This window comes from Caballeronia glathei (assembly GCF_000698595.1).
Taxonomy (GTDB): Bacteria; Pseudomonadota; Gammaproteobacteria; order Burkholderiales; family Burkholderiaceae; genus Caballeronia; species Caballeronia glathei.
Genome location: NZ_JFHC01000077.1, coordinates 1 through 14,704 on the forward strand (window position 1 = coordinate 1; position 14,704 = coordinate 14,704).

The window sequence follows — 14,704 nt, forward strand, 5'->3', positions numbered from 1 at the left end:
GCTCGACAAGACCGGCACGATCACGCTCGGCAACCGGCAGGCGTCGGAGTTCTTCCCGGCGGCCGATGTCGCGCAGGAAACGCTCGCGGACGCGGCGCAACTGTCGTCGCTCGCCGACGAGACGCCGGAAGGCCGCAGCATCGTCGTGCTGGCGAAGGCGCGCTTCAACATCCGCCAGCGCGACATGGCCGCGCTGCATGCAACGTTCCTCTCGTTCAGCGCGCAGACGCGCATGAGCGGCGTGGATATGCCGGAGCGCGAGATCCGCAAGGGCGCCGCCGACGCCGTGAAGCGCTATGTCGAAACGCATGGCGGGCGCTTTCCCGCCTCGGTAGAAAACACCGTGTCGGAGGTGGCGCGCCGCGGCAGCACGCCGCTCGTGGTCGCGGAGAAGGCCGACGGGCGCGCGCGCGTGCTGGGCGTGATCGAGCTGAAGGACGTGGTGAAGGGCGGCATCAAGGAGCGTTTCGCCGCGCTGCGCAAAATGGGCATCAAGACCATCATGGTGACGGGCGACAACCGCCTGACGGCGGCGGCGATCGCGGCTGAAGCGGGCGTCGACGATTATCTGGCCGAAGCCACGCCCGAAACCAAGCTTGCGACGATCCGCGCGCACCAGTCGGAAGGGCGGCTCGTCGCGATGACGGGCGACGGTACGAACGACGCCCCGGCGCTCGCGCAGGCCGACGTCGCCGTGGCGATGAACACGGGCACGCAGGCCGCGAAGGAAGCGGGCAACATGGTCGATCTCGACTCGAACCCGACGAAGCTGATCGAGATCGTCGAGATCGGCAAGCAGATGCTGATGACGCGCGGCTCGCTCACGACGTTCTCGATCGCCAACGACGTCGCGAAGTATTTCGCGATCATCCCGGCGGCCTTCGCGACGACCTATCCGGCGCTCAATGCGCTCAACGTGATGCATCTCGCGACGCCTGCGTCGGCGATCCTGTCGGCGGTGATCTTCAATGCGCTGATCATCGTGCTGCTGATTCCGCTCGCGTTGAAGGGCGTGAAGTACCGGCCGCTCGGTGCGGCGATCCTCCTGAGACGAAACCTGTGGATCTACGGCCTCGGCGGGATCATCGTGCCGTTCATCGGGATCAAGCTGATCGACATGGTGCTCGCCGCGCTCGGATTGGCCTGAGCACCGGGACGCGGGGCGCATGGACCGGCTGCGGGGCGCAGGACTGGCTTCGCAACCGGCCGGCGCCCCGGCTGAAAGCAAGGCAGGTTCACAGATGGCGTGCGGCGAGCGTGAAGCGTCGCGGCACGACGATCCAGACGAAGGACTAAGCAAATGAAAAACGTACTACGCCCGCTGCTCGTGATCTTCATTGCCCTGACGGTGATCACCGGCCTCGCCTACCCGGCGCTCATGACCGTCGTGGGGAAGGTCGCCTTCAACGACCAGGCGAACGGCAGCATGCTCAGGAACGCCAAGGGCGAACCGGTCGGCTCGGCCCTGATCGGCCAGCAGTTCGATTCGCCGAAGTATTTCTGGGGCCGTCCGTCGGCGACTTCGCCGATGCCCTACAACGCGCAAGGCTCGAGCGCTTCTAACCAGGGCCCGACCAACCCGGCGCTCGCGGACGCGATCAAGGCCCGCATCGACGCGCTCAAGGCCGCCGGCACCGACGTGAGCCAGCCGGTTCCGGTCGACCTCGTGACGGCCTCGGGCAGCGGCCTGGACCCTGAAATCTCGCCGGCCGCCGCGGCCTACCAGGCAGCCCGCGTGGCGAAGGCGCGCAATCTGCCGAAGGCGACCGTCGACGCGCTGATCGACACTTACACGACCGGCCGCCAGTTCGGCATACTGGGAGAGCCGCGCGTGAACGTGCTGAAGCTGAACCTGGCTCTGGATGCCGCGAAGCCGCTGACCTGAGCAAACCGCCAAGCATGCGGCCGCCGCAGTACCAAGACCACCAAGACTTATGAGCCGCCCCGACCCAGACCAACTGCTCGACAAGCTGCAACGTGAGGAAGAAAAGCGCCAGCGCGGACGCCTGAAGATATTCTTCGGCGCCTCCGCTGGCGTCGGCAAGACGTATGCGATGCTGCAGGCCGCGCGCCGCCGCCACGACGAGGGCGACGACGTGCTGGTCGGCATCGTCGAAACGCACGGCCGCGGGGAAACCGCGGCGCTCCTCGAAGGGCTCGAAGTCCTGCCGCCCGCGGCCATCGAATACCGCAACCGCTCGCTGAAGGAGTTCGATCTCGACGCGGCGCTCGCGCGCCATCCGCAACTGATCCTCGTCGACGAACTCGCGCATTCGAACGTGCCGGGCGCGCGCCACCTGAAGCGCTGGCAGGACGTGCACGAACTGCTGGACGCGGGCATCGACGTCTACACGACCGTCAACGTCCAGCACCTCGAAAGCCTCAATGACGTGGTCGGCCAGATCACCGGCATCCGCGTGTTCGAGACGGTGCCGGACCGCGTGCTCGATCACGCCGACGAAGTGACGCTCGTCGACCTGCCGCCCGAGGAACTGCTCCAGCGCCTGAACCAGGGCAAGGTGTACATGCCGCTGCAGGCCGAGCGCGCGGTACGCAACTTCTTTCGCAAGGGCAACCTGATCGCGCTGCGCGAACTCGCGCTGCGGCGCACGGCCGACCGCGTCGACGCGCAGATGCGCGAATATCGCGCCGACCGCTCGATCGAGCGCATCTGGCAGGCGCGCGACCGGCTGCTCGTCTGCATCGGCCCGGGTGCCGAGGCGCCGACGCTCGTGCGCGCGGCGGCGCGCCTCGCCGCAAGCCTCAAGTCCGACTGGATCGCCGCGTATGTCGAGACGCCGCGCCTGCAGAAACTCTCGGACGCCCGGCGCGAGCGCACGATGCAGGCGCTCAAGCTCGCCGCCGAACTGGGCGCCGAGACGGTGACGCTCGCGGGCGCCGACGCCGCCGCGACGCTGATTGGCTATGCGCAGGCGCGCAACGTGTCGAAGCTCGTCGCGGGCGCGTCGGCGCGACGCGGCATCGCGCGGCGGCTCGCCCGTCCGTTCAGCGAGGAACTCGCCGAGCGCGCGGGCGAACTCGATCTCACGCTGATCCGCGCCCGCGAAGGCGGAAGCCACGCCGCCACCGAGCCGGCCGACGCCGCCGCGAGCGCGTGGCGCGATGCGCTGTCGGCTGCGCGCGAACACCGTTCGCCGCCGACCGCCTACGCCTATGCGATCGCGATCTGCGCGGCGATCACGCTCGTCGCGAGCGTCCTGCGGGACCGCATCGACCTCGCCAACCTCGTCATGCTGTATCTGCTCGGCGTGGTCTTCACGGCCGTGCGGCTCGGGCGCGGACCGGGCGTGCTGCTGTCGTTCCTGAGCGTCGCGGCGTTCGATTTCTTCTTCGTGCCGCCGCGCATGTCGCTCTCGGTGTCGGACACGCAGTACGTGCTGACCTTCGCCGGCATGCTGCTCACGTCGCTCGTGATCAGCCACCTCACGTCGAGCCTGCGGCGCGAGGCGCGCGTCGCGGAAAAGCGCGAACGGCGCACGGGCGCGATGTACGCGATGGCGGGCGAACTGGGCGCCGCGCTCACGACCGAGCAGATCGTCGGCATCGGCATGCGGCATGTGAGCGAGGTGTTTCGCGCGCAGGTCGCGATGCTCCTGCCCGACAGCGCCGACAAGGTGCGCCAGAAGCTCGACGACACCACGACCGATTCGCGCGCGCTCCTGCTCGATGCGAGCGCGCTCGATCTCGACGTCGGCCAGTGGGTGTACGACCAGCAGAAGCCCGCAGGGCGCGGCACGGATACGCTGCCCGCCGCCGCGGCCCTCTATCTGCCGCTGAAGGCGCCGATGCGCACGCGCGGCGTGCTTGCCGTCGTCACGCGCGAGGCGGGCGAGCTCGACGTGCCCGAGCAAAAGCGCATGCTCGATGCGTTCGCCGCGCAGATCGCGCTTGCGCTCGAGCGCGTGCACTACGTGGACATCGCCCGCGACGCGCTCGTCACGATGGAGTCCGAGCGGCTGCGCAACTCGCTGCTCTCGGCCGTCTCGCACGACCTGCGCACGCCGCTCACGGCGATCGTCGGCTTCGCGTCGATGCTCGCCGAGGCGAACGGCGACACGCGCGCGCCGGCGAACGCGGAATTGATCGAGGCGATCCACGACGAATCGCTGCGCATGACGAGCATCGTCACGAACCTGCTCGACATGGCGCGGCTGCAGGCGGGCGGGCTGCGCCTGAACCGCCAGTGGTCGCTGCTCGAGGAGACCGTCGGCGCGGCGCTCCGGGCGTGCGCGCGCGTGCTCGGCGACCGGGCGGTGGACGTGCATCTGCAGGCCGATCTGCCGCTATTGCAACTCGACGCGGTGCTGATGGAGCGGCTCTTCTCCAATCTGCTGGAGAACGCGGCGAAATACACGCCGCGCGGCACGCGCCTCGCGATCAGCGCCGAGCGCGTCGAAACCGAGCGCAAGCCGTTCGTGCGCGTGAATATCGACGATACCGGACCGGGGCTGCCGCCCAGCATGGAGGAGCGCGTATTCGAGAAGTTCATGCGCGGGGAGAAGGAATCGGCGAAACCGGGGATCGGGCTCGGGCTTTCGATTTGCCGCGCGATCGTCGAGGCGCACGGCGGTACAATCGGCGCGGCGAACCGCACGGATGAACACGGGCGGATCGAGGGTGCGCGTTTCTGGTTCACGCTGCCCGTCGAAGCACCGCCGCCCGCGCCGGGCCTGGAAGAAGACGAGCGGGATGCGGCGGCGCCGCAACTTCCCGCATCGAAGACAACGCCATGAGTGAACCAACCGTTACTGTCGTACTGATCGAAGACGAAAAGCAGATCCGCCGTTTCGTGCGCGTGTCGCTGGAAGCGGAGGGGATCGCGGTGCACGAGGCGCCGACGGGAAAGCAGGGCCTCGTCGAGGCCGCCACGAGAAAGCCCGATCTTGTGATTGTCGATCTGGGGCTGCCGGATACGGACGGCATCGATGTGATCCGCGAATTGCGCAGCTGGACCGAGCTGCCGGTGATCGTGCTGTCGGCGCGCACGCAGGAGGAGGAGAAGGTTGCCGCGCTCGATGCCGGCGCCGACGACTACCTTACCAAGCCGTTTGGCGTGTCGGAGTTGATGGCGCGTATCCGGGCGCATCTGCGGCGGCGCAATCAGGCTGCGGCGAGCGAGTCGCCGCAGGTGGCGTTCGGGGCGGTCATCGTCGATCTGGCGCTGCGGCAGGTGACGCGCGACGGGGCGCTCGTGCATTTGACGCCGATCGAGTATCGCCTGCTCGCGACGCTCGTGCGGCATGCGGGACGCGTGCTTACGCACCGGCAATTGCTGCGCGAGGTGTGGGGACCGTCGCACGTGGAAAGCCACCACTATCTTCGGATTTATATGGCGCACCTGCGGCAGAAGCTCGAGCGCGATGCCGCGCAGCCGGAACATATCGTGACGGAGACTGGCGTCGGATATCGGCTCGTGGGGGCTACCTGAGCGCGGTAGCCCTGGAGCGCTGGTTTTGGCTTTGCCCCTCGGGCGCTTGGGTTTGGTGTTTTGTTCGTTTGATGCGCTTGGGCTTCTGTGAAACTTGCTTTGTTAATGGTTCATGAGCTTCGCCTCGGTGCGGGGCTGCAGTTAATTTCTTTGCACAGGGTGATCGCTGGCGCTCGGGGTTCGCGCTTCTACACCGTTTGATGCGCTTCGGCCTCCATGAAATCTGCTTTCTTCGCGTTCTATTAGCACGCCCCTGTGCGGGGCAGCAGTTACTTTCTTTGCTGCTGCAAAGAAAGTAACCAAAGAAAGCAGCTATGGGCTCAACGGCGTTAGGACGTGACCACGTTTGAAGTTATCAGAGTGGCCCGACCGTGGGAGTGTCCACCTTTGTTCGTTGAGCGGATAGGTACGCGGACCCACTGCGGCATCGCGCCCTCGAACAAAGTGGTAAGGCAGTCATTCATCCGTCTCGGCACAGCGTGCCCGACGTAAGGTTTGCACGGTGTAAGGCACGGGCCGCGACATGACGAAGCGCCCCAGATGCCGCGGCAGCTACAAAGCGAAGCGCCTTGTTATGCGCGACAAGAAAGCGAAGCGATTGGTGGTGGCGAACCTCGCGTCTGAGCGAAGCGAGGACGGATGGATGACTGCCTTACCACTCCGTTTAGCGGCGCGACACCACAGTGGGTCCGCGTACCTATCCGCTCAACCAACAGAGGCGGACACTCCTGCGGTCGGGCCACTCTGAAAAACTCAAACGTGGTCACGTCCTAATACCGCTTACCCCATAGCTGCTTTCTTTGGTTACTTTCTTTGCAGCAGCAAAGAAAGTGACTGCTGCCCCGCACAGGGGCGAGCTAATAGAACGCGAACACAACAAGTTTCATAGAAGCCGAAGTGCATCAAACGGTGTAGAAGCCCGAACCCCGAACCCCGAACCCCGAACCCCGAACCCCGAACCCCGAACCCCGAACCCCGAACCCCGAACCCCAAGCGCCAGCAACGACAAACCGTGCCGCCCCGCCGAGGGGCAACCCAAACCAGACCACCCCGCATCCAGGAACAAAAAAGCTTCAGACCTTCGCGCCCGAAGGCTGCCCCGTCCGTGGAAGAAGCACCGCCAGCACCCCGATCAGCGGCAGGAACGAGCAGAGCTTGTAGACGTAATCGATGCTGGTCGTATCGGCGAGATGCCCGAGAACGGCCGCGCCCACGCCGCCCATGCCGAACGCGAAGCCGAAGAAGAGCCCTGCGACCATGCCGACCTTGCCCGGAATCAGCTCCTGTGCATAGACCAGAATCGCGGAGAACGCCGACGCCAGCACGAGCCCGATCACGACCGTGAGCACGCCCGTCCAGAACAGGTTCGCATACGGCAGCAGCAGCGTGAACGGCGCGACGCCGAGAATCGATACCCAGATCACGACCTTGCGCCCGATCCTGTCGCCCACCGGGCCGCCGATGATCGTGCCTGCCGCCACTGCCGCCAGGAACACGAACAGATGCACCTGCGCCGCCTGCACCGACAGCCCGAAGCGGCTGATCAGATAGAACGTGAAATAGCTCGTGATGCTCGCCATGTAGAAATACTTCGAGAACACGAGCAGCACCAGCACGCTCATCGCCGTGAGGACCTTGCCGCGCGGCAGCGTGGCATGCGCGGCGTGGGCACGCGCACCCTTCTTCGTCGCGGGGTGGCGCTTGTACCAGCGCCCGATGTTCGCGAGCACGACAATAGCGACGAGCGCCGCCGCCGAAAACCACGCAATGCTCTTCTGGCCGTGCGGAATCACGATCAGCGCGGCAAGCAGCGGTCCAAGCGACGACCCCGCATTCCCGCCGACCTGAAAGAGCGACTGCGCGAGACCGTGCTTGCCGCCCGAGGCCATCCGCGCGACCCGCGACGACTCCGGGTGAAACACCGACGACCCGCACCCCACCAGCGCCGCCGCGACGAGCAGCGTTCCGAAATTGCCTGCCACCGACATCAGCAGAAGCCCCGACAGCGTGAAGCCCATGCCGACCGGCAGGGACCACGGCTTCGGATGCTTGTCGGTGTAAAGCCCGACGAGCGGCTGCAGAAGCGACGCCGTGATCTGGTACGTCAGCGTGATGAGCCCGATCTGACCGAACGACAGCGCGAACTCGCTCTTGAACATCGGGTAGATCGCGAGAATCAGCGACTGGATCATGTCGTTGAGCAGGTGCGAAAAGCTGATCGCCCCGAGGACCGAATAGACCGTGCGTTGCGGATTGGCCGCGCTCGCCGGGGTGGCTGCTCCGCTCGACGCCGAGGCGTCGAGCGTGTTCTTGTCGATGCTTGTCTGCATGGCGAATCTGGGAAAGGTTGTCTCGGTTATCGGCGTCCGATTTATGCGCGGACTGAATTACTGGGAAGTGTAATGTGTCCTGTATGCGTTGTCCTGCCAACCTTTGTCGCGAAACGGACAGCGCATTTCGTCCGTGGTCTGCGCGGCGCGAGCATTTTTGGCCGGTTATAACGCCGCATCGGCGGCGCGAATCGCGCAGCGGGGCTCGCCTGGCATTCATGCCGGGCGGGCGCCGCAAAAACTAAAGAAGCGCAACGAAAGTGCCGTAGACCAGAAATGCGGGCGTGCGCCGGAACGAGGCGCCGGCCGGGAACCAGGAATATTCGGGGATTGAATCGATGAAACCGTTTTCGCTACGCGGCAGTTCCGGCGCGGGCTTCGTCTCGGACGAACAAGCCACCGACCGGTCTGCGCAACGCGCGAGTTCGCGCCCGTCGGCGGGCAGGAAGGGCGGCAAGGGTGACCTAAGCGTGAAGACGTCGCTGCGGCTCGCCTTCGCGATCGTCCTGGCGGGCACGCTTGCCATCGGCGGCATCGCGCTCACGCAGATCAGCCGCCTGAACGGCTCGACGGAATCCATCTACAAGCAGGGCTTCGCGAGCCGCGCCGCCGAGGAAACGCGCGGCTACGTGCTGCGCGCGAGCCGCTCGCAGAAGATGCTCCTTACCGCGACGACCGCGAAGGAGCGCGACGAACTCGGCGTGCAGATCGATCAGGCGCTTGGCGAGATCGGCCGGGCGCAGGCTCAGTTGCAGCAATACATCGACGCATCCGATCACGACGCCGTCGCGCAGCACAAGCGCTTCACGGGCGCGGCCGGCGCGTGGAGCGAGCATTTGCGCACGTTCGTCAAGCTCGTGAAGGAGCAGCCGCTCGACCTTTCGCAGATGAACTGGCAAGTCGGCATTCAGGACGTGTCGCTGCTCGTGGAAACCGGCAAGCTCGAAAAGATGGTCGACGAACTCGTGGCGCGCCGCGGTGCCGCGGCCAAGACGACCATCGATGCCGCCGACTTCATCTATCACTCGTCGTTCGTGATGGTCCTTGCGCTGACCGCGGCGCTCTTCGTGCTCGCGATCGTCGTGAGCGAGTGGGTCGTGCGCCGGCTAGCGGGCCAGTTGGGCGGCGAGCCGGGCTACGCGAAGGAAATTGCGAGCCGCATCGCCGCGGGCGACCTGTCGAACCGCATCGAGATCGGGAAGCGCGACAGCGCGAGCATGCTTTGCGCGCTTTCCGAGATGCAGTCGGGATTGTCGTCGACGGTCGGCGAGATCGCCGCCAGCGCCGAGGCAATTGCGTCGGCGTCGAGCGAGATTTCCACGGGCAACGTCGATCTGTCGCACCGCACGGAAGAGCAGGCGGTCGCGCTCGAAAAGACCGCGACGAGCATGGAGCAGCTCACGTCCACGGTGCGCCAGAACGCCGATAACGCGAAGCAGGCGAGCATGCTCGCGCACAACGCGTCGGAGATCGCGCAAAAGGGCGGTGAGGTGGTGGGCCGCGTGGTTGCGACGATGGAGCAGATCAACGCGAGCGCGAAGAGCATTGGCGACATCATCGGCGTGATCGAGGGCATCGCGTTCCAGACCAATATTCTTGCGCTGAACGCGGCCGTCGAGGCGGCGCGCGCGGGCGAGGAAGGGCGCGGTTTCGCGGTGGTCGCGGGCGAGGTGCGCAGCCTTGCGCAGCGCTCGTCGGCGGCGGCGAAGGAGATCAAGGGGCTGATTCACGCGTCCGTGTCACGCGTGACCGACGGCTCGACCTACGCCACGGAAGCCGGCGCCACGATGGACGAGGTCGTGAAGGCGGTCAAGCGCGTGACGGACATCATGGGCGAGATTTCGGCGGCTTCCGCCGAGCAGAGCAGCGGCATCGAGGAGATCAACCGCGCGGTCACGCAGATGGACGCGGGCACGCAGCAGAACGCCGCACTGGTGGAGCAGGCGGCGGCCGCGGCGCAATCGCTCGACGATCAGGCGAGGGCGCTCAAGAATCTCGTCGGGAAGTTTCAGCTGAGGTGAGAGGTTTGGTCGCTGGCGCTCGGGTTTGGTGTTTGTTCAACCGTTTGATGCGCTTGGGCTTCTGTGAAACTTGCGTTGCTATCGGTCTATTGGCTTCGCACCTATGTGGCCGCTGGCGCTCGGGGTTCGGGCTTCTACACCGTTTGATGCACTTCGGCCTCTATGAAACTTGCTTTGTTCTTGGTTTATTAGCTTCGCCCCTGTGCGGGGCAGCAGTCACTTTCTTTGCTGCTGCAAAGAAAGTGACCAAAGAAAGCAGCTATGGGCTCAGCGGTGTCAGGACGTGACCACACTTGACCCATCCTGAGTGGCCCGACCGTCGGAGTGTCCGCCTCTGTACGCTACGCGGATAGGTACGCGGACCCACTGTGTCATCGCACCTTCAGACAAAGTGGTAAGACAGTCATTCATCCGTCTTCGCTTCGCTCTGACGACAGGTGCAATCGGTGGCGCGTTGCTAAACGCGAGACTGGAGCGAAGCGCTGGTTTGTGATGTGCCCGACGTCCGAGCGCAGCGAGGAGGGAGCGAAACGAAGTGCTTACCACTGCGTTGGAGGGTGCGTTGTCTCAGTGGGTCCGCGGGCCAAGGCGGTGGGATTTGTGGGGGTGACACTAAGGGGCTGTGCCAGGTTGGTGGGTGGGAACAAAAGGAATTGCGGGCGAAATGGCTGCTTTCTTTGGTTACTTTCTTTGCAGCAGCAAAGAAAGTGACTGCCGCCCCGCACAGGGGCGAGCTAATAGACCGCGAACCAAGCAAGTTTCATAGAGGCCGAAGCGCATCAAACGGTGTAGAAGCCCGAAGCCCAACCCCCGAACCCCGAGCGCCAGCGGCCACACAGGGCCGAAGCCAATAGACCGCGAACAAGGCAGAGTCAACCAGAAGCCGAAGCGCATCAAACGGCGTAAAACCACAACCCCGAGCGCCAGCGCCATCCCTCAGATCAGTTCGACTTCCTTCCAGTCCGCACTGGAAAAAAAGCGGCTCAGCTCCCGCGTGAGCTCATTGAGCGCGCCCATCTCCGGCGCGGTGATCTTGCGCACGTGCTGCGCATGCGTCCAGTCGCCGTACACCAGCGCGACAGTCGCATCGTTTGCCTTCACGGGCAAAAGGACGAAGGCCTGCGCGTCACCGAACGACTCCTTGAACCAGCGCGGCAGACGCGCCTCGATGCGCGGATCGCGCGCATTCTCGATAAAGATGCCCACCGGGTTCGAGATCGCGAGATGGAACACGTCGGGCCGGAACTCGGCCGCGAACTGCAGCGCGGGCAGCATCCGCTCGACATTGGGTCCGAGCCCGAGACGGGCGTGAAACTCGTCGTTGGCCTGCCGCACGAACACCACCGTGCGCGATAGCCCGAGCCCCGCGAGCACCGCTTCCGACGCGAGCGCGAGCACCGGCGCGAGCGCGTTCTTCGACGGCAGCGAGCGCAGGTCGTCGAGCCCCGCGCCGATTCTCGCCTCCGCCGACATCCCCTCGCGCGCGATCGCATCCGCATTCGCCCGCAACTCGCCGATCTCGCGCATCACGCCCTCGCCGCTTTCCTCGTTCGCGAGCGCAAGGCTCATCGCGGAGAGCGTCTCGGCGTCGGTGTTGAGCGCGCCGCTATAGCGGTTCGCGATGTCGATGAGCAGCGTCTCGCGGCCGGTCTGACCCATGTTCTGCGCCGTGAGCGCATCGGCGACCTCGGTCGAATAGTTCGTGACCGCCTGCAGCCAGCGCACATGGCGCGGCACGGTCTCGTCAGGCGGCGCGAGCGGGTCGCTCGCGCGCATGCCGGCGCGGATCGTCTCCGGCAGCCGCCAGCGGTCCGCCGCCTCGATGCCGATCTCCTCGAACGTCACGCCGAGCAGCACCGCGCACGCATGGCTGTCACTGATGTTTTCGCTCGCGGCCTTGCGGCGCAACTGGTCCCACTCGCTTTCCAGGTAGAACGCGACGAGCAGCTTGCCGATCTGCCGCATCAGCGTGCAGACGACCGCCTCCTCGGCGGAGCGCAGGTCGGTGCGCTCGGTGATCTGGCGCGCGACCGCGCCCGAGAGCAGGGTGCGGTTGAGTTCGAGCTTCGCGTCGATGCGGCGCGGCGCGCTGTGATGAAAGTGGTCGACGAGCTTGAGGCCCACGACCAGATGGCCGACCGCATCCATGCCAAGCACCATCAGCGCGCGCGTGACAGTCGTGATGTTGCCGCCGAAGGCCATGTACATCGCCGAATTGGCGAGCCGCAGCACCTTCTGCGTGAGGCCGAAGTCCGACAGCACGACTTGAACCAGCGCGGTGAAGTCGAGGTCGTCGTCGCTCATCGCGGACACAGTGGTGCGCAGCGCCTGCGAGAGCATGGGGAAATCCCCGCGCTCGCTCATGCGCATCCACAGCTTGTCCAGTAGTTCGGCCTTGACGGTGCTTGCCATGCGTATTGTGTGAAAACCCTACCCGTGCCGTGCCGGAGAAACCGGTGCGGCGTCAATCAGCGACTCTGAGCCGAAACGATGCAAGTCGAAACGATACACGTTGAAACGAGGTTTCGCGGCACGTTGTCTGATTAAAACACGAACGCGCCTTTGTCTCATAATGCCTCGTGCAGGTAGAGCGAGTTCGACTGAAAGGACCGGGCAAGCTCGTCCGACGGCAGCGCGTGGCTGATGAGCCAGCCCTGCATGTGATCGCAGCCCATTTCCGTCAGGAGGTCGCGCTGCGCCTCGGTCTCGACGCCTTCGGCGACCAGTTCCAGCCCGAGTGACTGCGCAAGCCCCACCACCGCGCTCACGATCGCGCGGTTGTTGCGCGAGGTCAGCAGGTTTTCGACGAAGCTGCGGTCGATTTTAAGCTTGGAGAGCGGAAAGCGCTGAAGATAGGCGAGGCTCGAGTAGCCGGTGCCGAAGTCGTCGACGGCGAAGCGGATGCCGAGCGCCGTCAGCGTTTCCAGGAGCAGCGTGGCTTCCTCCGGGTCGTGCATGAGCAGGCTCTCGGTGATTTCGAACACGAGCCGCCGCGGGTTCAGTCCGGTCAGCGCGAGCGCTTCCTGCACGGCGAACGTGAAGCGCTTGTCGCGGAACTGCTGCGGCGACACGTTAACCGACACGTACTCGAGCCGGATGCCGAGCGCGTCCCACTGCACGAGCTGCATGCAGGCGGCTTTCAGCACCCAGTTGCCCAGGTAGTTGATGAGACCGATCGATTCGGCAAGGGGAATGAACGTCGAGGGCGGCACGAGCCCGTGCACCGGATGCTGCCAGCGCATCAGCGCCTCCACCCCGACCACGCCGCCCGACTGGCTGCTCGTGATCGGCTGGAAGTGAAGCGAGAACTCGCCATTGCGCACGGCTTCGTAGAGGTCGGCTTCGAGCTTCAGGCGTTCGGCATCGGTGGGATCGTCGTCGGGGGCATGGAAGACGAGCGTGTTGCCGCCCGCGGCCTTCGCCTGCGTGAGCGCGTGGTCGGCCATGCGCAGCAGGTGCGCATCGACGGTGCCGGGCGCGCTGTTCGCCGGGTCGGCCTGGTCCGGATAGAGCGCGACGCCGACGCTCGCCGACAGGTGCGTGTGCTGCCCGCGATGCCGGTACGGCTGCGCGATCGCGGTCAAGAGTCGCCGCCCGAGGTTCTCCGCGCTTTCGGCGTTCGTGCCCGCGGGCAGCAGCACGGCGAACTCGTCGCTCGCGACGCGCGCCACCCGCTCGCCGTGCCCAGCCGTGTGCTGGATGCGGCGCGCGGTCTCGCGCAGCATGTCGTCGCCCGCGTCGTAGCCGAGCGCGCGGTTGATGCGCTGGTAGTCGTCGATGTCGATGAGCACGAGCGCCGCCTGCGTGCGCGTGTGCTCGGCCTCGGCCTGCACGGCGTTGAGCGCGGGAATGAGCGCGGTGAGGTTTTCGAGGCCGGTGAGCCGGTCGTGGTTGAGCGCGTGGCGCAGCTTCGCTTCGCTGTCGCGCCAGTGCGACACGTCGAACGCGGCGAGCGCGAAGCCCGGCACGCCCTGCGGCGCGGTCGAGCGCATCCGCAGCTCGACGCAGATCGGATAGGTCAGCGACTTGACGAGCGAAAGCGTCGCCGATTCGAGCTTGCCGCTCGCGTGCGCCCGCGCGACGAGCGCGTTCAGTTCGTCGGCTTCGGTGAGCGGCACGAGGTCGTGCAGCGTCAGCGTGCGCAGATAGTCGCGGTGATAGCCGATGAAGCCGATGCTCGCATCGGAGACGTACTGGAAGCGCAGCTTGTCGTCGAGCTGCGCGAGGAAGTCGACGGTACCGAGCGTCACTTCGAGCGCGGCGCCGGAGTACGCGCCGGCCTCGTCTGCCGCGGCCAACGCGGGCAAACTCTGCAGGGTGGACGGGTCGGCGGCTTCTCGCGCGGATCGAGCGGCGGCGGGCGGAAGATCGGGCGCCGCGGCGGCATCGGTTGCGCCGGCGTGGGCCGTGTCGTCCGTCGCCGGCGCTGCGGCGCGCCTCGCCCCGAAGAGGCCGCGAACGGCGTCGAGGGCGGTGCGCCAGGGGTTCCGGCGAGAGGCGGTGATCCGGTTCGCTTGCATGTTCTCGTATTGACCTTCTGGTGGCGCGACCTGTCGATGGACGAGCAGCGGCTTGCCCGACACGTCCGGGCAAGCCGCAACCGCGTGCCCGCTTGGGGAAATCCTGCACATCAGGTACACGCCCTATCAGGCAGGTTATCGGCCTCGCCGCGAAATTCTTTAGCCGCGCGCGCCTGGCGCAATCGTTAGCGGGAACCCTGCGTCCATCGACGTGTCGAGACTTTGTCGTACGGGTCTTTTATGCTGCTTCAAGTCCGTAATTTCGGTTACAGTGGCGCGAAGAAGCGTTCAAGTATTTTCTACCGACCTGCGCGGCGTGCATGCCGCTGCTGTGTGTGACCGATGCCGCGTCTTACCGATGCCAACCGTACCTTCGACCTGCCC

8 protein-coding genes are annotated in these 14,704 nt (G+C 65.8%); 5 read left to right on the forward strand and 3 right to left on the reverse strand.

The window, feature by feature from the left end; all coding sequences use genetic code 11:
- The 4 genes from kdpB to kdpE all read left to right on the forward strand — a co-directional run.
- On the forward strand, window positions 1-1,147 hold a 1,147-nt coding region (gene kdpB, locus BG61_RS31995; protein ID WP_035942564.1), incomplete at its 5' end, for a potassium-transporting ATPase subunit KdpB.
- Window positions 1,148-1,300: 153 nt separating this feature from the next.
- The gene (gene kdpC / locus BG61_RS32000; protein ID WP_035939922.1) at window positions 1,301-1,885 is read left to right on the forward strand and encodes a potassium-transporting ATPase subunit KdpC; all 585 of its coding nucleotides are present in this window, start codon (window positions 1,301-1,303) and stop codon (window positions 1,883-1,885) included.
- Window positions 1,886-1,934: 49 nt separating this feature from the next.
- Window positions 1,935-4,754, forward strand: a complete 2,820-nt coding sequence (locus BG61_RS32005) for a sensor histidine kinase (RefSeq protein WP_035939924.1) — start codon at window positions 1,935-1,937, stop codon at window positions 4,752-4,754.
- Window positions 4,751-5,449: a two-component system response regulator KdpE gene (gene kdpE, locus BG61_RS32010; RefSeq protein WP_035939925.1), complete on the forward strand. Its 699-nt coding sequence runs from the start codon at window positions 4,751-4,753 to the stop codon at window positions 5,447-5,449. Before BG61_RS32005 ends, kdpE begins: the two co-directional genes overlap by 4 nt.
- 1,073 nt (window positions 5,450-6,522) lie before the next feature.
- On the opposite strand, the gene BG61_RS32015 is transcribed toward kdpE, so the two are convergent.
- Window positions 6,523-7,779, reverse strand: coding sequence for an MFS transporter (locus tag BG61_RS32015; protein WP_035939623.1), 1,257 nt, complete (start codon window positions 7,777-7,779; stop codon window positions 6,523-6,525).
- A 338-nt stretch (window positions 7,780-8,117) separates the two neighbouring features.
- On the opposite strand from BG61_RS32015, the gene BG61_RS32020 reads away from it, so the two are divergent.
- Window positions 8,118-9,800: a methyl-accepting chemotaxis protein gene (locus tag BG61_RS32020; RefSeq protein ID WP_035939652.1), complete on the forward strand. Its 1,683-nt coding sequence runs from the start codon at window positions 8,118-8,120 to the stop codon at window positions 9,798-9,800.
- A 936-nt stretch (window positions 9,801-10,736) separates the two neighbouring features.
- Here the strand turns inward: BG61_RS32020 and BG61_RS32025 are convergent.
- Entirely contained in the window at window positions 10,737-12,212 is a 1,476-nt protein-coding gene (locus BG61_RS32025; protein ID WP_035939625.1) for an HDOD domain-containing protein, read from the reverse strand.
- A gap of 155 nt (window positions 12,213-12,367) precedes the next feature.
- Window positions 12,368-14,320, reverse strand: coding sequence for a putative bifunctional diguanylate cyclase/phosphodiesterase (locus BG61_RS32030; RefSeq protein WP_035939626.1), 1,953 nt, complete (start codon window positions 14,318-14,320; stop codon window positions 12,368-12,370).
- Window positions 14,321-14,704: the final 384 nt, after the last annotated feature.